This window comes from Vreelandella zhanjiangensis DSM 21076, assembly GCF_000377665.1.
GTDB lineage: Bacteria > Pseudomonadota > Gammaproteobacteria > Pseudomonadales > Halomonadaceae > Vreelandella > Vreelandella zhanjiangensis.
This window is the reverse complement of record NZ_KB898647.1, coordinates 595,687-615,939: the sequence shown is the minus strand read 5'-3', so window position 1 is coordinate 615,939 and position 20,253 is coordinate 595,687. Positions and strand designations below refer to the sequence as shown.

Below are 20,253 nucleotides of genomic sequence, written 5' to 3'. Positions count from 1 at the left end.
AAAAGCTTCAAGGCGTAAGCATTCAATCACGTTGCGGCTCAGGGAGTTGAGCCGCCTATCAAAAGAACAATCGCTTTAGGCGGTCCTTGTGCTGCCTTTTTATTTTTTTGAAAATACTTTCCATAAAAATATTCCTGCGCCATACTATACCTTAGTAGCATAAAACATTAGTAGCATAAACTTACGTCTAGCACTGGAGTAGAGCATGAAGTATCAGGATAACTTTCCCACCATTTGGGATACGCCGCTTAAGCAAGTCAAACCAGCTAAAAACACAGCCGCTCAGCCTCCCGCATCGTTTAAGGAGGTATTTTTAACTATCTGGGATAGCGCTAAGCGTAAGTCAGCTGCCTAACTGTCGGGCCAGGGAGGGCGTTATTTAAGACATTTATCAAATGCTCGCTTACATCGGCAGTACAGCGATAATGTGAGACTCCAGCGCCCGTTCGGGCACGTCATCCTGAGACACGGCAAAGCCACGCACGCTAACCCCTTTACGGTGTACGCGCTCTGCATCGTTGCTCAACAGCGGGTGCCAACCGGCGAGCTTTCTGCCCTCTTCAACCCGCCGATAAGCGCACGAGGCAGGCAGCCAGGTAAACTCTTTAACCAGCGCGGGGGTCAATTGGGTGCAGTCCGGTACGCTTTTAAAGCGATTCTCGTAATCACTGCACTGGCAGCTTTGAATATCCAAAAGCCGACAGGCAACGTTTAATACCGCAAGCTCCTGGGTTTCATCATCGTGCAGCTTTAACAGGCAGCACTGGCCACAGCCATCGCACAGCGCCTCCCACTCTTGTGGGGTTAGCTCTTCCAGCGTGTAACGCTCCCAAAAGCGCTCGCGCATTGTGGTTTCCATCATGACTCCTCTCGTTGCGACTTATCGCACTGGGCATTACGCCCTGAACTGCTTAACGTGGCACTTAGCGCTGGCCATAAGCTCTGAAAATCCGCTTCCAATAAAGCGTAGTCGCGGTGCAGCCAGGGAATGAGCTCTGCCAATCGGTTAGGGCCTGTAAGCCGCCGACCAAGACCTTCTACCGCATTACAGGTGAACTCAAAATCAGCGTAGTTTCTTAACCAGTCGTGTTCGACCAAATAGGGCACCATGGCCTCCAGGCGATTGGGCGCAGACCTTGACGACAGCAGGTCATAACAGCGAGTCACAAGCTTTTGCTGCTCGTCACGCCCAGCTTTATCGCGTGCCAAAAAATGATCCCAAACGATATCCAGGGCAATGCCCGCATAGCGGCGCTTGCCTTCGGGCGCCCGCTGTTTGGCACCCAGCACGCTGGGGTGCTGATCCACCCAGGCATCAACCTTGCGGTGATGACGAATACCGTATGCCACGTCAGACGTCCAGGCGCTTAGATCACTGCCTTTGACGCCGTCGGCAACAAGATTTCCGTACAGGAAATCATCGTTGCCGCTTGATGCCAACCACGCATGGGCAAGAAAATTCACGGCAAACCGCTACTGCGCCGAGCCGCGCGCGCTCTGCTGCGCCCGATGCACGTCGAGTAGATAGTCCTCTTTAGCGGGCGGCATCTGCAGATAGAACCCCTGGGTCTCAATCGCGCTGATCACGTCTTCGGTGTTAACGCGTGCAAGCTTTTTATCCGCCGTTAAAATCATCGTTAATACCGCAATTGGCTTACCGAACGTTGCCATTAACGCTTCAGGTACGGGCTTTACCCCCTGGCGCTTATCAACGTATAGGTACATCTCTTCTTTACGCGAGCTTTTGAAAATCTCGCAAAGCAGCTTGTCACTCATTTTGACAACTCCTCAAGCGCGTGGCCCAACGCATCCGCCAGACACTCTCCCCGCCACCCTTCGGGTAGCAGCAATGGCTGCCCAGCCATATCCTGCATTACCAGCGCTTCGATATCACGCCGACGCATCAGCATTTCTGAAGCCATTCCCAGCTCGCCCGCCTTGGCGTTAATAACACTTTTGAGCGCTTTGAAGCGCTGCTTAAACGCCGGCTGCATCGGGTCAGGCCAACGTTCTGGCAAGGCACTCTCTTCGCCGTGCTGCGCCTGTTTAACCAGCCCTAACAGCGTATCGCCCTCTTTCTTGATCAGCATCGGCTTAAAGCCTTCCACGTTGGCCAGGTCATAACGGCTTTTAGGCATCGCTTCAGCGGTCGCGAACAGCAGCTTGTCACTGATCAGCCAATTGCGAGGTAAGTTGCGGCGCCGCGTCTCCCCTTCACGCCAGATGGTCATTAGGCGGTAAGCTTCTACTTGGCGTGCATTCAGCCGCCATAGCTGACGGTTACGCATATACCACTGGCCGTCAGCCTCGACGCTGCGTCCAGCCTGATCTATCAAGCCAGTACACTCTTCACTCAACCAGCGGTAGCGCCCTAACTCTTCCAATCGCTCAGCCTGAAGCGCCCAGACTTGAAGCAGATAGATAACGTCCAGCGCCGCGTACTCGCACTGTGCAGGCGTTAAAGGCCGCTCCAACCAGTTTGAACGCGTCTCCTCCTTGGGCAAAGTTTCGCCCATCCAGAATTCAACCAGCTTCTGGTACCCCATTGAAGGCATTTCGCCGAGAAACCCTTGAGCTACCTGGGTGTCGACCAGCGGCGTGGGCAATACACCTGCCCAGTGCTGGAATACTTCCAGATCTTCACTACAGGCATGCAGCAGCTTGATCGCACTGTTTTGCAGGAGCTTTCGAAAAGCAGGCGTGCAGGGCGTCGCCAGCGGATCAATCAAATACGCAAGCTCACCGGCCGCAAACTGGATCAATGCCGGTACCGGGAAAAACGTATTTTCACGGAAAAACTCGGTATCCAGGGCGATAACAGTGGCATTGGCCACTTGCTCGCAAGCCGCATCAAGCGCCTCGGGGCTGTCAATCCATTGGTATAAGGGGGAGGCTAGAGAAGACAAAGCATACTTCCAGGTTGCTACAACCGCGACTGCGCTTGCAGTGTGGGGTGGGGTTAATCGCTGGTAAAAGGCTGACGCCCATTAAACGCTCGGCTTAGCGTGCCGCCATCGACATACTCAAGCTCTCCCCCCATGGGAACACCATAAGCCAAACGTGAAAACCGTACACCGTAGTCAGACAGCTGGGCGGCGATATAGTGCGCCGTAGCCTCGCCTTCAACGGTCGGGTTGGTCGCCAGAACGATTTCTTCGATATGGCCTTCCGCCACTCGCGCTTCCAACTGTTCAAGGCCAATGGCGTCGGGGCCGATACCATCCAGCGGCGATAGATGGCCATGCAGCACAAAATAACGCCCATGAAAGCCGCCCGCTTCTTCGATCGCCAGCTGGTCCGCCGGCGACTCAACCACGCAAAGCAGCGCATCATCGCGACGCGGCGTTTCGCATATGGCGCAAATATCCGCTTCCGTCAGCGTACGGCAGCGTTGGCAATAACCGACTTCATCGATAGCCTTCTGGATGATCGATGAAAGCCGCTGACCGCCTGCCCGTTCACGCTCAAGCAGATGCATTGCCATACGCTGGGCCGTTTTAGGCCCAACGCCAGGCAACACACGAAAAGCATCCATTAGCTGTTCAATAAGAGGAGAGAATCTCATTATTTAGAACGGCATCTTAAAACCGGGCGGTAGGTTCAGGCCTACCGTGGCTTCTTCCATTTTTGCTTTAGAGTTTGCTTCGACTTTACGTACCGCATCGTTGACAGCGGCTGCCAGCAGATCTTCAAGCAGCTCTTTATCTTCTTCCATGACGCTTGGATCAATCGTCACCTGGCTTACGTCATGACGACCGTTCATGATAATTTTGACCATGCCTGCGCCTGCCTCGCCGTGTACTTCTGACTGGGCAACCTCTTCCTGGACGCGCTGCATTTTGTCCTGCATTTCTTGGGCTTGCTTCATCAAGTTGCCCATTCCACCTTTAAACATGGCGCGCTCTCCTAGCGGGTTAAATACTGACCTGTTAAAACAGGTATTGGATTAAATGCTAACGCTTTGCAGTCGCTGGCTTGACGGTCGATTCAATGAGCGTTGCGCCAAACGCCTGCTGTAATTTCTGTATATTGGGATCGTGGTTCAAGAGATCAACGGCCTGCACATGCCGCTCCTGATTAAGCCGACCCTCACGCTGACGAGGCGTTTCGCTTTGCGTGGAAAGCTCCGCGACCACAAACACTATCCGACGCGGCATTCCCTGTTCGCTCAATGCCCGCTCAATACGCGTCTGATGAACCTCTGCCTGCATGGCTTCCTGGCTTGGATCCAGGCGCAGCGTCAGGGTTTTACCATCGTCGCTCTCTAAAAGGCAGTTTGCGGCAAGGCTACGCGTTAATCCGCCCAACCCCAGAGAATCAAAGCATAGCAGCCATTTCGCATGATCAAGCAATTCATCCGCTACGTCTGCGATCGTTAGAGGTTGCTCTTCTGTCGGCGCAGTAGCTTTTACCTCTGACGCGGGCGCGGCGAGCACCTCGCCAGACGCCATCGCCACTTCCTGCTCAGGCTCGACGCGAGTCTCTTGCTCGAGCGGCGGCGCTAAATTCGTTTGTGGTGCGGACTCAGGCACTGGAGCTGGAGCTGGAACAACATCAGGTTCAACCGCAGATTCCTGCTCCATGGCTGCCGCCTGGGCGACGTCATCAAGCGACCATGGCGGCGGCATTTGGCTGGCAGCGTCAGGCGCTGCAAGATCGGGCGGCTCGATCCGGACATCAGGCTCAGCGCTTGTCTCTTTCAAGCTTTCTTTCAAGCCGGCCCGTTCATCAAGGCCCGGCTGTTGAGTATGTTTTTTTTCGAGATCAGCCGGGTCTGGGCTGGCACTGGCAGCGTCGGTGTTGCCCAAGCTGCCTGCATCACGTGCCGCGTTTACGTCCGGGTTAACCGGCGCTTCAGGTTCAGCTTTATGCTCCGCTTGAACGTTATTACTGGCCGGAAGCGGAGCAGACGGTTGAGCCGGCGTACCCGCTTGTGCAGAACCTGAGCTTGCCGGCTCAGCACGCAGCGGTAGCGGCGTACGCGGCGGTTTGGGAACGCCTTGAGGCCGAAACGCCAGCATGCGCAACAGGGTCATTTCCAGCGCGCTGCGCAAATCGGGGGCGTGCACCATATCGCCTCGCCCCTGAATACCAATCTGGTAGTAAAGCTGAATATCTTCGGCGGTGAAGCGGTTGGCCAGCTGTAAAATAGACTCCCGATCACCGTGGCTGTTATCAACAGCGTCCGGCACCATTTGGGCAACGGCAAGCCGGTGCAAAATGGCGGAAAGCTCGTCCAGCACGGCGGCAAAGTCAGGGCCTTGCTCAGCAAGCTGGGCGATTTCGGCCAAGAGCTGCTGTACGTCCACATCGGCTAACGCCCCCACCAAGGCTAAAATATGCCGGTGGTCGAGCGTGCCCAGCATGGCCGCAACATCGGCATGGCGCACGGCGCCCTGGCCAAACGCAATCGCTTGGTCGGTCAGGCTCATGGCATCACGCATGGAGCCTTCGGCCGCCTTGCCCAACAGCCATAGTGCACTTTCATCAAACGCCACGCCCTCTTCACCCAGCACATAGGTCAAATGCTCGACAACGCGCTCGGGGGGCATATGTTTAAGCGTGAACTGCAGGCAGCGCGAAAGCACCGTTGCCGGGAGTTTTTGGGGATCGGTAGTCGCTAACAGGAATTTAACGTGAGGCGGCGGCTCTTCCAGCGTTTTCAATAGCGCATTGAAACTGCTGGTGGAGAGCATGTGTACCTCATCGATCAGGTACACCTTGTAACGCCCCTGGGTAGGCGCGTACTGGACGTTGTCCAGCAGCTCACGCGTATCTTCAACCTTGGTGCGTGAAGCAGCATCGACTTCGATCAGGTCGACAAACCGTCCTTCATCAATCGCCTGACAGCTATCGCATTGACCGCAAGGAGTTGAAGTAATGCCTTCATCACCACGCCCGTTGGCCGTGCAGTTCAGGCACTTTGCCAATATACGGGCCAAGGTGGTTTTACCCACCCCACGGGTGCCGGTAAATAAATAGGCATGGTGAAGACGGCCTTGGTCAAGCGCATTGACCAAGGCACGTTGAACATGGGCCTGGCCCACGAGCTCGTGGAATGTACGCGGCCGCCATTTACGGGCCAGAACCTGATAGCTCATTGAGCGATGCTTCCTTCGGCGGGCTGTCCTGATGGTGCATTATTTCAATACAGCAGGTGCCACAATGCGTGATAAAACGCCATTCTAGCGGCTACGCCTCAGCCCGCCAACCGCCCGAGTATGTAACCCGGGCATCGTTATCAGGCGTTCTGCTCGCCGCCTTCGGCGTTAGCGCGCTGAGCGGCTGCTTTAACCAGCGTTTCCAGCTCACCGTTTTGGTGCATTTCCATCACGATATCGCATCCACCCACCAGCTCACCTTCTACCCACAGCTGCGGAAAAGTAGGCCAGTTGGCAATTTTGGGCAGCTCTGCACGGATATCGGGATTATCCAGAATGTTAACGAAGGCAAAGCGTTCACCACAGCTCATTAGCGCCTGGACAGTCTGAGCTGAAAAGCCACACTGAGGCAGCTGGGGCGAGCCTTTCATGTAAATCAAAATGGGATTTTCGCTAATTTGGCGCTGAATGTTTTCGGCTGTTGTGCTCATGTGAGTACTCCTTAAGTAAAGAACTTGCGCGACGAAGGATAAGTATACGCACGAAATAAATCGCAGTTCACTCAGGTGTCTAACACCCGCTTTAATACCTGAGTGCGACACTCGGCCTTAATCTTTGGACGTCATTCTACGCGTGCCGTTCGCGTTGCGCATCCCCCGCCGCCTCGCTAGGATGGTGTTTTTGCGCGGAGAGAAGCAACCATGGCGACACGCCATTTCCTTACCCTGCTGGATTTGACGCCCGACGAACTGGATTATCTGATTCAGCGTGCTATTAAAATTAAAACCGACCTTAAAGCTAACGGGCCGGTTTACACTCCGCTGCCTAACCGCACGCTGGCGATGATTTTTGAGAAATCATCCACGCGCACACGTGTCTCGTTTGAAACTGGCATGGCGCAGTTTGGCGGACACGCGCTGTTTCTGTCTCCGCGTGACACTCAGTTGGGTCGCGGTGAGCCTATCGAAGATACCGCGCGGGTACTTTCCGAAATGGTCGATGCCGTCATGATCCGCACCTTCTCTCATGCCGGGCTCGAAACATACGCCAGCGCCAGCAGCGTTCCCGTTATCAACGCGTTAAGCGACGACTACCACCCCTGCCAGCTGCTCGCCGACGTGATGACCTGGACCGAGCTGCGCGGCAGCGTAAAAGGCCGCACGGCAGTCTGGATTGGCGATGGCAACAATATGTGCCACTCATGGATTAATGCGGCCCGCCAGTTTGATTTTCAGCTGCGCGTTTGCTGCCCGAAAGGCTATGAGCCGCGCGCAGACATTATGCAAGCGGCCGGAGATCACGTCACGCTGATGCACGACCCACAGGCAGCCGTTCAGGGCGTTGATCTGATTACCACGGATGTCTGGGCTTCCATGGGCCAGGAAGAAGAGCAGGCCAAGCGTGAAGCAGATTTCGCCGGCTTCCAGGTAACGGAAGCCATGCTGGATCAGGCAAAAAGCGATGCGCTCTTCCTGCACTGCCTGCCCGCTCATCGCGGTGAAGAAATTAGTCAAACGCTGCTGGAAGACCCGCGCGCCGTGGTATGGCAAGAGGCTGGCAACCGCCTGCATGCCCAAAAAGCGCTGATTGAGTTTCTGCTGCTGGGCCGCATCGACGACTAAGCCTTTTTTATCGATTGGCCGCTGGCTACACCATACTGGCGGCTAATCAAGATGACTTATGGCGAACTTATGGCATAAAGTAGGCACATACAAAAAGCCTCGCTACGAATAGCGAGGCTTTTTGATTGTATCCTGGTGGAGCCTAGCGGGATCGAACCGCTGACCTCAACACTGCCAGTGTTGCGCTCTCCCAGCTGAGCTAAGGCCCCTTCATCCATCCTGTCGGACAGCGAGCGAATACTATTATGAAAATGAATCCAGGTCAATCTTCCACGCAAATAAGTGCTTACTAATTCTCCTTTATAGTTAGCTGTGGCACTCTATGGGTCAGCGTCAAAGGCCATCGCCTGAGCCCACTATGTTTTTCTGAGCCCACTATGTTTTTATGCAGGAGCTAGCCCCTTGATCAACGTTCTAATCGCCGATGATCACCACCTGGTGAGAACCAGTATTGCTCACCTGCTAAACGAAGAAAGTGATATTAAAATTGTAGGCGAGGTCGACGATGGCGAAAGCGCAGTCACTCAGTGCCGCCATTTAAAACCGGACATAGTGCTGATGGATATACGCATGCCTGGCATCGGCGGGCTGGAAGCCACGCGCCGCATTCACCGCACGATGGAAGATATCAAGGTACTGATTTTAACCGCACATATGGAAGACAGCGTGCTGCGACGCATGCTGGAAGCCGGCGCGTCAGGCTTTTTGAGCAAAGGCGCTGATGCAGCGGAAATGACCGACGCGATCCGCCAGGTGTTCCATGGTCGTCGATATGTCAGCCAGGAAATTGCCCAGCGCCTGGCACTGGCGCACTTTACCAATGAAGACAACCCGTTTAGTCATCTATCGCATCGCGAGCTGCAAATTGCCTTGATGATTGTCAACTGTCAGCGTGTTCAGGACATCTCTGATCGCCTGCACTTGAGCCCGAAAACGGTTAATACGTATCGCTACCGGTTGTTTGATAAACTTCAGGTAGCCACCGACGTGGAGCTGACCCATTTAGCATTGCGCCACGGCTTGGTGGAAGGCTTTGACGGCAGCCAGGGATAAACCTAACATCCCTAGCCACTCCTCGGTGTTCGATACGGTGCAATGACATTTAACGCAAAGCAGTTTTTAAGCTCGGTAAGCACCTCACCCGGCGTTTACCGGATGCTTGATGAAAGCGGCAATACTCTTTATGTCGGCAAAGCAAAACGCCTAAAAGCGCGCCTTGCCAGCTATTTTCGTGGCCAGCTAAATACCAAAACACAGGCAATGGTCGCGCGGATTGCGGATGTACAGATCACCGTAACCCGCAGCGAAACCGAGGCCCTGCTGCTTGAGCAAACGCTTATCAAGGAGCTGCGCCCGCCCTACAATATTTTATTGCGGGACGACAAATCCTACCCGTTTGTTTTCGTGACCGACCGCCACCCCTACCCCAAGCTTGAATATAAACGCGCCCGCCAGCGTCGCGATGATGGCCGCTACCTGGGGCCATACCCAAGCAGTGGCGCGGTGCGCGAAAGCCTTTCGTTAATGCAGAAGATCTTCCGCATCCGCAACTGCGAAGATAGCGTATTTGCACACCGCTCGCGGCCGTGTCTTCAGCACCAGATTCAGCGCTGTAGCGCTCCGTGCGTGGACTATATCGCCGAAGAGGATTACCGGCGCGATGTCGAGCACGCCGTCATGTGTCTGGAAGGCAAAAGCGAGCATGTCACACAAGCGCTCACCGAGGCGATGGAAGCGGCCAGCCAGGCACTGGATTTTGAAGAGGCGGCACGTCTTCGTGACCAGATACAGCAGTTGCGTCAGCTCCAGCAGCGCCAGTTTGTCGATAACGAGAGCGGCGATGCGGATATTTTCGCCCTCGCCCAGCGCCCTGGCGCCATGGGAGTATCCGTATTAAGCGTGCGCGATGGCCGCATGCTGGGCGCGCGCCATCATGCGCCTAAGAATGGCCTGGACCTTACTCCAGAAGCCCTGCTGACCGAAGTCGTCAGCCAGTACTATTTTGGCCAGCCGCATAATGTTCCCAGCGAAGTCATTACCAGTCACACGCTGGACGATAGCGAGCTGATTGCCGACGCTCTAACGGAACAGGCAGGCAAACGCATTCGCGTCACCAGCCAGGTGCGTGGGCATCGTGCCCAATGGCAGCAGCTCGCCATGACCAATGCCGAACAGCAGTTGGCATCTCAACTGGCTAACCATACCCAGCTGACCCAGCGCTTTGCCGCCCTTCAGAAAGCTCTGAAGCTTGAATCGATGCCCGAGCGGCTTGAGTGCTTCGATATCAGCCATAGTCAGGGCGAAGCGACCGTGGCCTCCTGCGTGGTGTTCGATCATCAGGGCCCGCGCAAGAGCGACTATCGCCATTTCCGTATTGAAGGGGTGGCGGCTGGCGATGATTATGCCGCCATGCAGCAGGCGCTTACCCGCCGTTTGAAACGTGTTCAGAGCGGCGAAGCCATAGCTCCGGATATTTTAATTGTCGATGGCGGTAAAGGTCAGCTCAACATGGCTCGCGAGGTACTTAATGAGCTCGCTATCAGCAATATTATTTTGTTAGGTGTGGCCAAAGGCACAACGCGCAAAGCGGGGCTTGAAACGCTATTTCTGGAAACACCGGATAACCCTCTGCCGCTGGATCCCGCCTCCCCGGCCCTGCACCTTATTCAGCATATTCGCGATGAGTCACACCGCTTCGCCATTGCAGGACACCGCGCCCAGCGCGATAAAGCCAGACGTACGTCTACCCTGCAGGACATTCCCGGCATCGGCCCTAAACGGCGCCGCGAACTGCTGCGCTTCTTCGGCGGGTTACAGGGCGTCCAGAAGGCCAGCCGTGCCGAGCTATCGCGCGTTCCAGGGATCAGCGCCGCGCTGGCAGAGAGTATTTATCTGGCCCTTAATGGATAAACCCGCTTTGGGCATAGATGCTGCTCGCCAAGGGGGATAGAATGTCCCTACCCTACATTTCGAATTTAATGACTCTCCGGTAAGGATCGCCGCCCGCGATGAATATTCCCAACATACTTACACTGGCAAGAGTTGCCTTTATTCCACTCTTAGTAGTGCTGTTCTACCTGCCGTACAACTGGAGTATGCCACTTGCTGCGGGCCTGTTTGCAGCGGCCTCAGTGACAGACTGGCTGGACGGCTACCTTGCCCGCCGCTGGAATCAGTCAACGCCCTTTGGGGCTTTTCTAGATCCAGTGGCCGATAAATTGATGGTGGTGGTGGCGCTAGCGCTACTGATTGAGCGCTACGATACGCTTGTGCTGACCTTACCTGCACTCGTCATCATTGGCCGTGAAATCGTTATATCCGCCCTACGCGAATGGATGGCAGAAATGGGTAAGCGCGGCCTGGTCGCGGTCTCCTGGATCGGCAAGCTTAAAACCACGCTACAGATGGTGGCCTTGCTGATTCTTCTGGCGTTGCCGCCCACACATGAAATCGCCCCACTGGGTGTGGTGGTGTTGTATGTCGCTGCGGCCTTGACACTCTGGTCTATGATTCAATATCTCAAAGCTGCCTGGCCACACCTTAGCCGCTCCATGTAAGCAATTGATTACTTGGGCGTGATGTTTAAGACATTGTTGATTGACAAGCTCGCAACGATGCGTATAATTCGCCCTCGAGTCGAGCGGGAATAGCTCAGTGGTAGAGCATCGCCTTGCCAAGGCGAGGGTCGAGAGTTCGAATCTCTTTTCCCGCTCCAACTTGGATAGTGTGGCAAAGCAGGTAGGGTCGAGAGCTGGATCGCCAGCCCGGTCAAATCTCTTTTCTCGCTCCATCGACTCTTTAGGCTGGATGGCAGAGTGGTTATGCAGCGGACTGCAACTCCGTGTACGCCGGTTCGATTCCGACTCCAGCCTCCACTTTTGTGTTAAGTGCAAGATGCACCAACTGCACTGCCCGGATGGCGAAATTGGTAGACGCAAGAGACTTAAAATCTCTCGGAGGTAACTCCGTGCCGGTTCAAGTCCGGCTCCGGGCACCACTGTTTATATGTCCTCAATGAATTTATTGTCTGCGAGATCACTTAGATCGACGCGGATTTTTTTGCGTCTATACATCGTCAACGGCTAATGGCCACGCTATGATGCCTGCCTTTATGCTGCGCAGCGCCAGATAAAGAATAAGGAGCGGGCCGCATGAGCACGCCAACACCCAACGTATTAATTATTGGCGGCGGGGTCGCAGGATTAACCCTCGCCCTGGAAGTTGCCGACCATTTATCGGTCATTCTGGTAAACCCAAGCCAAGATGATAGAGGCGCAAGCCGGTGGGCTCAGGGCGGCATTGCCGCGGTACTCTCCCCTGATGACGACTTCCAGGCGCATATACACGATACGCTGGTAGCCGGTGACGGCTTATGCGATGAGCAGGCCGTCCGTTTTACCGTTACCCACGGCCCTGCCGCCATTCAATGGCTGATCGATAAGGGCGTGCCTTTTACGCCCGACCCTGCCCCCAACGCCCGCTACCCGTATCATTTGACCCGTGAAGGCGGGCATAACGCACGACGGATCATTCATGCCGATGACGCGACCGGACGCGCGGTAGTAGATACGCTCCTCCACAAAGTCGCAACTCATCCCAATATTACCCAGCGACGCGATGTGACTATTTTAGGATTATTAAAAAATAGTCAGGGGCACTGCGCGGGCGCCTACGGGCTCGATGATCACCACCAGCCTCAAACGCTAACGGCGCATTACACGGTGCTAGCCACAGGGGGTGCCAGCGGGCTTTACCGTCATACCACCACGCCAGCCCCAAGCAGTGGCGAAGGCATGGTGATGGCAGCCGAACTTGGCGCCGACTTAATGAATCTGGAGTTTCAGCAGTTTCATCCGACCAGCCTGTATGACCCCGAGGGTCCGGCTTTTTTGATCAGCGAGGCGGTACGTGGTGAAGGTGGTTACTTAATCAACGAAGCCGGCGAACGGTTTATGCCTGCTTTAGATGAGCGCGCAGAGCTGGCCCCACGCGATGTGGTCGCCCGAGCGATTGACACTCAGATTCAGCAAGGCACCCAAGGTCATGTATGGCTGGATATCCGCCATCTTGGGGAGAAAGCCATCCGCCACCACTTCCCCACTATTCTCGCCCACTGCGCCTCAAGAGGCATCGATATCACTCAGCAACCGATTCCAGTGGTACCAGCAGCGCACTATAGCTGCGGAGGAGTCGTCACGGATTGCGATGGGGCAACAAGCGTGCCGGGGCTGTACGCCGTGGGGGAAATTGCCTGCACCGGCCTGCATGGCGCCAATCGTATGGCGAGCAATTCATTGTTGGAATGCCTGGTATATGCGCGCAGCTGTGCAGGCGCACTGCGCGAACGAAGCCTTGATGCGTGGCAAGCACCGGCTTTTGCGCCAGCACAGCCGCCCACTCGCCCATTAACCGCTGACGAAAAGCATCTTATGGTTCAATGGCGTCACGAGCTGCGTGCCACGATGAGCCAGTACGTCTCGATTGTACGCAGCAATGCCGGATTAACCGCTGCCTACGAGCAGTTAACCTTGCTATCGACGCGCCTGGAAAACCTGGAAAATGGCCAGAGTCAGGAACAAGAAGAATGCGTACGGCTGCGTCAGGCTCTTACGCTGGCGCGCCTAACCGTAATCGCCGCCCTAAGACGGCGCGAATCACGCGGTCTACACTACTCAACCGACTGGCCGTCGCATCACGCTGCTCCGGCGGCCTCACGCCTTACGCTTGAAGACTTAACGCCCGGCACGGTGGCATAAGCGGCGCAGCATCCGATGGCTGTGGCGCGGTAAACTATCCGGCCACAGCCAAAGCCGCTCGGGGCCAACCCACAAACCGATCAGCCAAGGCCCCAGGTAATCACAGCGCACTACCAACTCATCGCTTAATTCGCCATACGGCTGCTGCCAATGGCCGTATAAGTGATCATCACGCTTGGCCAGATAAAGCACGCCGCTTACCTGGGCATAAAAGGCGCGCCAAAGTAAAAAGCCTGCCAGAAGAGTAGCGCCGCTGCTTATCCATAATCCCAGCCCCCATCCACTCAATACCCAGTAACACAGTGAACAGAGCCCGAGTGCCAAGCCAAACTGGAGTAACGCGGCAACTTTAGAGGGTGCGATAGGCAGAGTTATTGGTGTTTTCTGCATGTTCAACGATCATTTTGACAAGGCGACGCAACGCGGGATCTTCCGGCCACTCACGGTGCATCAGCCAAACAAACAGATCCTGATCTTCTTCTGCGATTAGCCGTTCATAGGTGAGCCGATCTTCTTCGCTCAGTGTATCAAAGCATTTTTCTAAAAACGGGATCAACAAGAGATCCAGTTCCCACATGCCGCGGCGTGAATGCCAGTAAAGCCGTTTACGCATCACGGCTGCTGGGGATGCATCGTCGTTCAAGGTCAGCCTCTTTGATTGGTGTAAATGAAACGCCAGTATACCTAAGCTAAAGGGTCGCGCCAGCGCCAAGCTTCGCCTATGCTGTTATTCAATCTAGTACCTTGTTTTATCTGAATTGTTTAATATCGATTTGCACAGTATGCTGAATCTGAGGTTATCGAGGTTAGTAGCCATCTACAGCCTTCACCGTTTGCAGGGAGCCAACCGATGACAAAATCTGAACTAATCGAACAAATCGCGATGCGTCAACCGGAGCTATCCGCCAAAGAGGTAGAAACGGCGGTAAGAATCATCCTGGATGACATGACCGATGCGCTTTCAAGTGGCGGACGTGTAGAAATACGTGGCTTTGGGAGTTTCTCACTCCATTTCCGCGAGCCACGCACCGGACGTAATCCTAAAACCGGTGATCCAGTTGATCTAGACGGCAAATATGTACCGCACTTCAAGCCAGGCAAGGAGCTACGTGAGCAGGTGGATGCCAGCCGAGCGCTAGGCTACTAACGCCGAGCATGACTGCCCATGAAAAGACAATCTGTGTCTGTGGGATGACGTCGCGCCAAGACTCATACACAATAGGGCTATTCTGCGAACGTCACTGACTAGGAAACTCTCATGCGTTGGATTAAAGGGCTGATTCTTGCCATTATTTTGCTGGTGGTGCTACTGGTAGGCATTTTATTTGCCGTCAATAACCAGCAAACGATTGCCTTGAATCTGATCTGGGTTGAACTACCGCCCGTCTCGCTCTCTGTATGGCTGCTGGCAACTTTAACGTTTGGTGTGATCATTGGCATGCTCGCCATGATGGGCGTATATGTACGGCTAAAAGCCAAGCTTGCGCGCAGTGAGCGTCACAACAAGCAGCAGCGCAAAGAGCTTGATCGTTTACGCACTCAGGAGTTCAAGGAAATAGCGTAAATGCATGATTTCATGCTGCTGGGGTTGCTGTTGGCAGCGATTGCTATCGGTTTTGGGCTGGGTATTCGCCACACCACCCGCCGACACCATAAAGCGCCAGCAGCCCCCTCCTCGAACCTGTCACGCGAATATTTCGTCGGGTTAAATTACCTGCTCAACGAGCAGCCCGATGAAGCCATCAATACGTTTATCAATGCTCTCGACGTTAACAGCGATACCGTGGATACCCATATTGCGCTGGGCAAGCTTTTCCGCACCCGCGGCGAGGCCGACAAAGCGGTGAGTATTCACCAGAACCTGTTAGCCCGCCCGGCGCTATCTCGCAGCACTAATGAACACATTCAGCTTGAACTTGCCCGCGACTTTATTGCCTTGGGCGTGCATGACCGTGCTCAGCGCCTGCTGCGCTCATTGCTTGAGCAGTCCTCCGATGAGGCGTATCGCTATGCGGCTAAACAGCTTTTAGTAGATTTGCTGGAGCGCGAAAAAGAGTGGCAAAACGCCTTTGATGTGATCCAGCCCATATTGAAGCAGCATCCGGGCATGCGACGTCCGGCATCACACTGGCTTTGCGAACTGGCGCTGGAAGAAATTGAGCAGTCCAGCCGCGCCCTAGCCAAAAAGCATCTTAAGAAGGCGTTACAGCTTGATGAGCGCTGTATTCGCGCCACGCTGCTACTCGCCGAGCTTGAAATGGATAACGGTCATTATGGGCGTGCAATAGAGCGTCTAGACCATATTCCTCAGCAGGACGCTGCCCATATCCCGACCATGCTCCCTGCTCTTCAGCGGGCGTATGTCCGCAACGATGATATCGCCGGCCTTGAAAAACACTTATATCGTCTGCTGGGTCAAGCCCCCTACACCAGCGTCATAATTATGCTGGGTGAACTTATCCACCAACGCGACGGTGTGGACAGTGCCATTGAGCGGACCGGCGAGTGGCTGCGTGATGCGCCAAGCTTAGGCGGGCTGGACTACTTGTTGGATCTTTACCTTGAAAGCCAGCGGCTAAGCGGAAGAACTTCACCTGACACGCGTCTGCTGCTGCTTAAATATCACACGGACGCGCTGTTAAAAGATCGCCCGCGCCATCAATGCAGGCGCTGCGGCTTTGCCAGCGACGCCCTTTCCTGGCAATGCCCCAGCTGCCGTCGCTGGGGCACTATCAAGCCGATTACCGGTGTTGAAGGCGAGTAAGGACTACTGAATCTGAAGCTCGGCTTCTATAGCCGCCAGGGCTGCCATTGGGTCAGATGCCTGAGTGACGGGGCGACCAATCACCAAGTGCGTGCTGCCTGCCTGCATGGCTTCACTGGGCGTCATGATGCGCTGCTGATCGTTGGCTGCGGCAAAGCTTGGCCGAATGCCTGGCGTGACTTTCAAAAATGATTCCCCGCAAAGCTCCTTCAGGCGCGAAGCCTCCTGTGCTGAGCACACTACCCCCTGCAAGCCACTTTGCTGTGTCAAACGCGCCAAGCGTTCGACCTGCACTGCCGGCGAAACGCTCAAGCCGATATCCTGCAAGTCGCTCTCTTGCTGACTGGTCAAAACGGTCACCGCAATAAGATGGGTTTTTAAACCGTGCTGGCTAAGCCTTTCTGCAGCGGCCTCCATCATCTTCCGACCGCCGCTGGCATGCAGGTTAACCATCCAGACACCCTGCTCTGCCGCAGCCTGAACCGCCCCCGCCACAGTGTTGGGAATATCGTGAAATTTAAGATCCAGAAACACATCGAAGCCGCGTCCGTGAAGCGCTTCAAGTACCGCCGGGCCGCTGCGGGTAAATAGCTCTTTGCCGACTTTCAAGCGGCACCGCTTGGGGTCAAGCTGGTCGGCCATACAAAGGGCGGCATCCAGGGAGGGATAATCAAGCGCGATAATCAACGGGGACTCAGACACAACACTACTCCAGACTCATTTTCTTACATTATACCAGCCACGCAGACGCTGCTTGTAAGCTATTTACTACATTTAGCTAGTCAAAATCTTACAAACAGCGTCGTACATTACTTACATCAAGACACCCCCTAACGCGATAGGTTAGTGAAGGCGCATCGCTAAAACATAGCTAAAAACAATGTTCGGCATTGCCATTCATCTTATATAAATCAAGGGACATTTCACTTAATGAATATGACATTAAAAAGCCTGTTAACCGCAGCAGCACTTAGCCTGAGCTTAAGTTTCGCGGGTGCAGCACTGGCTCAGTCAGTTGCGCCCATTAACGTTAATACCGCTGATGCCGAACTACTCGCTGAGCTTCCCGGCATTGGCCCAAGCAGGGCCGAAGCGATCATTAAAGAGCGTGAGGCGAACGGTGAATTTGAAAGTATTGATGACCTCACCCGGGTTAGCGGTCTAGGCGAAGCCACAGTGGACCGAATGCGTGACCAAATCACTTTAGATGAGTAATTAGTCCGAGTGACCAGAACAGCCCGGTAGCGCCTAGCCGCACCGGGTGTTTTTATGATGGGCCATCCGCCACATGACGCTTTAAATCATCCAAAGTGTCATAAACTGATCCACCGACGTCGCTTCAAGCGCCTCTTGATCGTTACACAGCCGATTGATTATCTCGCAGCGAGAGGCTGGGAATCGTGTGGCTAAATGCCGCTCAAATTTCTCGACCAAGAGCGGCATACCTTCTTCACGACGGCGCTGATGCCCTATTGGATACTCCACTGCGACCTTGTCGGTTGAGCTGCCATCACTGAAAAATACCTGCACAGCATTCGCAATAGAGCGCTTTTGCGGGTCGTGGTAATCCGCAGAATAGCCGCTATCCTCCTCGACCACCATTTTGTCGCGCAGTACATCAATTAGCGGATGAGCCGCATGAAAGCTGTCTTCATAATGTTCAGCGGTCAGCGTACCGAAAATAAGTGGTACGGCCGTCATGTACTGCAGGCAGTGATCGCGGTCAGCGGGGTTAGCCAACGGCCCGGTTTTGGAAATTATCCGAAGCGCTGAGTCATGCGTGGTAACCACGATGCGCTCAATATCAGCCAAGCGCTCTTTTACCTGAGCGTGTAAAAGCACGGCCGCTTCGCAGGCAGTTTGGGCATGAAACTCGGCCGGGAAAGCGATTTTGAATAGAATATTTTCCATAACATAGCACCCAAACTCACGCTGAAAACGCAGGCGCCGCTCTGCTTCAGGTTTAAGGCTCAGGTCTTTATTGCTATGACTAAAGGACACATCGTAAAACCCCCATTGCGGGGCGCTGAGCGCGCTGGGGATGCCCATCTCACCGCGTAACGCCATATCCGCCAGGCGAACGGCCCGGGAAGTGGCATCGCCAGCCGCCCAGCTTTTGCGTGACCCGGCATTCGGCGCATGCCGGTAGGTGCGCAGGCTCTGTCCGTCTACCCACGCATGGGAAAGCGCGGCCAGCAGCTGCTCACGCGTGGCGCCCATTAGCTTGGCAACTACCGCCGTTGAAGCCACTTTCACCAACAGTACATGATCAAGCCCTACTCTGTTGAAGCTGTTTTCCAGGGCCAGCACCCCCTGAATTTCATGCGCCATGATCATGGCGTGCAACACATCACGCATCGTCAGAGGCGCATCCCCTTGGGCAACCCGCTTTTGCGACAGATGATCGGCAACCGCCAAAATACCGCCCAGGTTGTCAGAAGGATGCCCCCACTCGGCAGCAAGCCAGGTATCGTTATAATCCAGCCAGCGGATAGTTGCGCCGATATCCCAGGCTGCTTTTACCGGGTCAAGGCGTAGTGAAGTGCCCGGCACACGCGACCCAAATGGAACCTGGGTGCCTTCTACCAGCGGGCCAAGATGCTTGGTGCATTCTGGAAAACGCAGCGCCAGAAGCCCACAGCCCAGCGTATCCATCAGGCAGTAGCGAGCCGTGGACAGTGCTGCCGGTGAGGGAGTATCAAAGCTCAGCGCATAATCAGCGATTAGCTGTAGCTCATCATCGTACTCTGGCCGCTCGTTTATCTCTGCTATGACGTTCATGGAGTCGCCTCCCGATCAATGCGTTGGATTAGAAGCTGTCGCCCGGCACGCGTACCGTACCCTCCATCAGTACACGTGCGCTGCGGCTCATAATGGCCTGATCAATCTGCCAACGCCCGTCAATCAGATTGGCTTCAGCGCCCACACGCAAGCTGCCCGAAGGATGGCCAAACGTGACCGACTGACGCTTGCCGCCCCCGGCCGCCAAGTTAACCAGCGTACCTTCTATGGCCGCGGCGGCGGCAATTGCCACGGCGGCGGTGCCCATCATGGCGTGATGCAATTTACCCATGGAAAGCGCCCGCACCACCAGATCGATATCGTCAGCGTTAACGGCCTGACCGCTCGATGCGACGTAATCAACCGGCGGCCCAACAAACGCTACCTTGGGCGTATGCTGTCGGCTGGCGGCTTCGCTGATATCACTGATCAGCCCCATACGCACCGCGCCATGGGCACGAATAGTCTCGAACATGCCTAGCGCTTGGCTGTCGCCATTGATGGCTTCCTGTAGTTCGGTACCGCGATAACCAATATCAGCGGCATTAATAAATACCGTGGGGATACCTGCATTGATAAGGGTAGCTTTCAGAATACCCACGCCCGGCACATCCAGGTCATCCTTCAGGTTGCCGGTGGGGAAAATCGCCCCCTCGCCGTCAGCCGGGTCCATAAAGGCCACGGGAATCTCGGCGGCGGGAAAGGTCACGCCATCCAGCTCGAAATCGCCGGTCTCCTGAACCTCCCCATTCACGATAGGCACCTGCGATACGATGGTTTTCTGGATATTTACCTGCCAGATTCTCACTTCGACCACACCGTTTTCAGGCACGCGTGCCGGATCAACCAGGCCATTCGCTATGGCAAATGGGCCTACCGCCGCCGAAAGATTGCCGCAGTTGCCGCTCCAATCAACGTAGGGCTTATCGATAGACACCTGGCCAAACACATAGTCCACATCGTGATCAGGCGAGTGGCTTTTAGAAAGAATGACCGTTTTACTGGTGCTTGAGGTCGCGCCGCCCATACCGTCAATCTGTTTTTCATACGGGTCGGGGCTTCCAATCACACGCAGCAGCAGCTTGTCACGCGCCTCGCCCGGCATCTGAGCGGCCTGGGGTAAATCGTTTAATTTAAAAAACACGCCTTTGCTGGTGCCGCCGCGCATATAGGTAGCGGGAATTTTTATTTGCGGCACATGGCGGGCGTTGGCTACATCAGTCATCCTG

22 protein-coding genes and 4 tRNA genes are annotated in these 20,253 nt (G+C 55.0%); 12 read left to right on the top strand and 14 right to left on the bottom strand.

The features are described from left to right. Positions 1 to 403: 403 nt before the first annotated feature. The 8 genes from D467_RS0107065 to grxD form a co-directional block, all read right to left on the bottom strand. Complete coding sequence (locus D467_RS0107065) at positions 404 to 859, bottom strand: YcgN family cysteine cluster protein (protein WP_018916803.1); 456 nt, start codon at positions 857 to 859, stop codon at positions 404 to 406. After that, positions 859 to 1,464 (bottom strand): acyl carrier protein phosphodiesterase, encoded by a 606-nt coding sequence (locus tag D467_RS0107060; protein ID WP_018916802.1) that lies wholly within the window; start codon positions 1,462 to 1,464, stop codon positions 859 to 861. Before D467_RS0107060 ends, D467_RS0107065 begins: the two co-directional genes overlap by 1 nt. Before the next feature lie 9 nt (positions 1,465 to 1,473). After that, complete coding sequence (locus D467_RS0107055; RefSeq protein WP_018916801.1) at positions 1,474 to 1,776, bottom strand: YcgL domain-containing protein; 303 nt, start codon at positions 1,774 to 1,776, stop codon at positions 1,474 to 1,476. After that, on the bottom strand, positions 1,773 to 2,906 hold the full coding sequence (rnd, locus tag D467_RS0107050; RefSeq protein WP_018916800.1) for a ribonuclease D: 1,134 nt from the start codon (positions 2,904 to 2,906) through the stop codon (positions 1,773 to 1,775). The genes D467_RS0107055 and rnd overlap by 4 nt, the downstream gene beginning before the upstream one ends. Before the next feature lie 53 nt (positions 2,907 to 2,959). Continuing rightward, positions 2,960 to 3,565 (bottom strand): recombination mediator RecR, encoded by a 606-nt coding sequence (gene recR / locus D467_RS0107045; protein WP_026285646.1) that lies wholly within the window; start codon positions 3,563 to 3,565, stop codon positions 2,960 to 2,962. 3 nt (positions 3,566 to 3,568) lie between these two features. Then, a complete protein-coding gene (locus D467_RS0107040) occupies positions 3,569 to 3,895 on the bottom strand; it encodes a YbaB/EbfC family nucleoid-associated protein (protein ID WP_018916798.1) in 327 nt (108 codons plus the stop codon). Positions 3,896 to 3,953: 58 nt separating this feature from the next. Continuing rightward, a complete protein-coding gene (gene dnaX, locus D467_RS0107035) occupies positions 3,954 to 6,101 on the bottom strand; it encodes a DNA polymerase III subunit gamma/tau (RefSeq protein ID WP_018916797.1) in 2,148 nt (715 codons plus the stop codon). A gap of 140 nt (positions 6,102 to 6,241) precedes the next feature. Further along, positions 6,242 to 6,592: a Grx4 family monothiol glutaredoxin gene (gene grxD, locus D467_RS0107030; RefSeq protein WP_018916796.1), complete on the bottom strand. Its 351-nt coding sequence runs from the start codon at positions 6,590 to 6,592 to the stop codon at positions 6,242 to 6,244. A 210-nt stretch (positions 6,593 to 6,802) separates the two neighbouring features. Here grxD and argF point away from each other — a divergent pair, with 210 nt between their 5' ends. Further along, on the top strand, positions 6,803 to 7,723 hold the full coding sequence (argF, locus tag D467_RS0107025) for an ornithine carbamoyltransferase (RefSeq protein ID WP_018916795.1): 921 nt from the start codon (positions 6,803 to 6,805) through the stop codon (positions 7,721 to 7,723). A gap of 133 nt (positions 7,724 to 7,856) precedes the next feature. On the opposite strand, the gene D467_RS0107020 is transcribed toward argF, so the two are convergent. Further along, positions 7,857 to 7,932: transfer RNA gene (locus D467_RS0107020), tRNA-Ala, on the bottom strand. Positions 7,933 to 8,125: 193 nt separating this feature from the next. On the opposite strand from D467_RS0107020, the gene uvrY reads away from it, so the two are divergent. The 7 genes from uvrY (at position 8,126) to nadB (ending at position 13,479) form a co-directional block, all read left to right on the top strand. Then, entirely contained in the window at positions 8,126 to 8,776 is a 651-nt protein-coding gene (gene uvrY, locus D467_RS0107015) for a UvrY/SirA/GacA family response regulator transcription factor (protein WP_018916794.1), read from the top strand. A 42-nt stretch (positions 8,777 to 8,818) separates the two neighbouring features. Next, positions 8,819 to 10,633, top strand: a complete 1,815-nt coding sequence (uvrC, locus tag D467_RS0107010) for an excinuclease ABC subunit UvrC (RefSeq protein WP_018916793.1) — start codon at positions 8,819 to 8,821, stop codon at positions 10,631 to 10,633. Positions 10,634 to 10,731: 98 nt separating this feature from the next. Next, positions 10,732 to 11,280 carry a CDP-diacylglycerol--glycerol-3-phosphate 3-phosphatidyltransferase gene (pgsA, locus tag D467_RS0107005; RefSeq protein WP_018916792.1) on the top strand — a complete coding sequence of 183 codons (549 nt, stop codon included), beginning with the start codon at positions 10,732 to 10,734 and terminating at the stop codon, positions 11,278 to 11,280. Between the two features lie 83 nt (positions 11,281 to 11,363). Continuing rightward, positions 11,364 to 11,438: transfer RNA gene (locus D467_RS0107000), tRNA-Gly, on the top strand. Positions 11,439 to 11,524: 86 nt separating this feature from the next. Next, a tRNA-Cys gene (locus D467_RS0106995) sits at positions 11,525 to 11,598 on the top strand. 35 nt (positions 11,599 to 11,633) lie between these two features. Continuing rightward, positions 11,634 to 11,720 (top strand) — tRNA-Leu (locus D467_RS0106990). A 154-nt stretch (positions 11,721 to 11,874) separates the two neighbouring features. Next, positions 11,875 to 13,479 (top strand): L-aspartate oxidase, encoded by a 1,605-nt coding sequence (nadB, locus tag D467_RS0106985; RefSeq protein ID WP_018916791.1) that lies wholly within the window; start codon positions 11,875 to 11,877, stop codon positions 13,477 to 13,479. Here the strand turns inward: nadB and D467_RS0106980 are convergent. After that, positions 13,456 to 13,869 (bottom strand): protein YgfX, encoded by a 414-nt coding sequence (locus tag D467_RS0106980; RefSeq protein WP_244147808.1) that lies wholly within the window; start codon positions 13,867 to 13,869, stop codon positions 13,456 to 13,458. The genes nadB and D467_RS0106980 overlap by 24 nt on opposite strands. Further along, positions 13,829 to 14,122: an FAD assembly factor SdhE gene (locus D467_RS0106975; protein WP_018916789.1), complete on the bottom strand. Its 294-nt coding sequence runs from the start codon at positions 14,120 to 14,122 to the stop codon at positions 13,829 to 13,831. Before D467_RS0106975 ends, D467_RS0106980 begins: the two co-directional genes overlap by 41 nt. A gap of 207 nt (positions 14,123 to 14,329) precedes the next feature. Here D467_RS0106975 and D467_RS0106970 point away from each other — a divergent pair, with 207 nt between their 5' ends. The 3 genes from D467_RS0106970 to lapB all read left to right on the top strand — a co-directional run bounded on the left by D467_RS0106970 (position 14,330) and on the right by lapB (position 16,243). Then, entirely contained in the window at positions 14,330 to 14,626 is a 297-nt protein-coding gene (locus D467_RS0106970) for an integration host factor subunit beta (RefSeq protein ID WP_018916788.1), read from the top strand. A 111-nt stretch (positions 14,627 to 14,737) separates the two neighbouring features. Further along, complete coding sequence (locus D467_RS0106965) at positions 14,738 to 15,043, top strand: lipopolysaccharide assembly protein LapA domain-containing protein (protein ID WP_018916787.1); 306 nt, start codon at positions 14,738 to 14,740, stop codon at positions 15,041 to 15,043. Continuing rightward, positions 15,044 to 16,243, top strand: a complete 1,200-nt coding sequence (gene lapB, locus D467_RS0106960) for a lipopolysaccharide assembly protein LapB (protein WP_018916786.1) — start codon at positions 15,044 to 15,046, stop codon at positions 16,241 to 16,243. 3 nt (positions 16,244 to 16,246) lie between these two features. On the opposite strand, the gene pyrF is transcribed toward lapB, so the two are convergent. Then, complete coding sequence (gene pyrF, locus D467_RS0106955) at positions 16,247 to 16,945, bottom strand: orotidine-5'-phosphate decarboxylase (RefSeq protein ID WP_018916785.1); 699 nt, start codon at positions 16,943 to 16,945, stop codon at positions 16,247 to 16,249. Positions 16,946 to 17,173: 228 nt separating this feature from the next. On the opposite strand from pyrF, the gene D467_RS0106950 reads away from it, so the two are divergent. Beyond that, positions 17,174 to 17,458 (top strand): ComEA family DNA-binding protein, encoded by a 285-nt coding sequence (locus D467_RS0106950; RefSeq protein ID WP_018916784.1) that lies wholly within the window; start codon positions 17,174 to 17,176, stop codon positions 17,456 to 17,458. 81 nt (positions 17,459 to 17,539) lie between these two features. Here the strand turns inward: D467_RS0106950 and prpD are convergent, their stop codons facing one another. After that, a complete protein-coding gene (gene prpD, locus D467_RS0106945; protein WP_018916783.1) occupies positions 17,540 to 19,024 on the bottom strand; it encodes a 2-methylcitrate dehydratase in 1,485 nt (494 codons plus the stop codon). A 28-nt stretch (positions 19,025 to 19,052) separates the two neighbouring features. Then, the gene (gene prpF / locus D467_RS0106940) at positions 19,053 to 20,249 is read right to left on the bottom strand and encodes a 2-methylaconitate cis-trans isomerase PrpF (RefSeq protein ID WP_018916782.1); all 1,197 of its coding nucleotides are present in this window, start codon (positions 20,247 to 20,249) and stop codon (positions 19,053 to 19,055) included. Between the last annotated feature and the right edge of the window lie 4 nt (positions 20,250 to 20,253).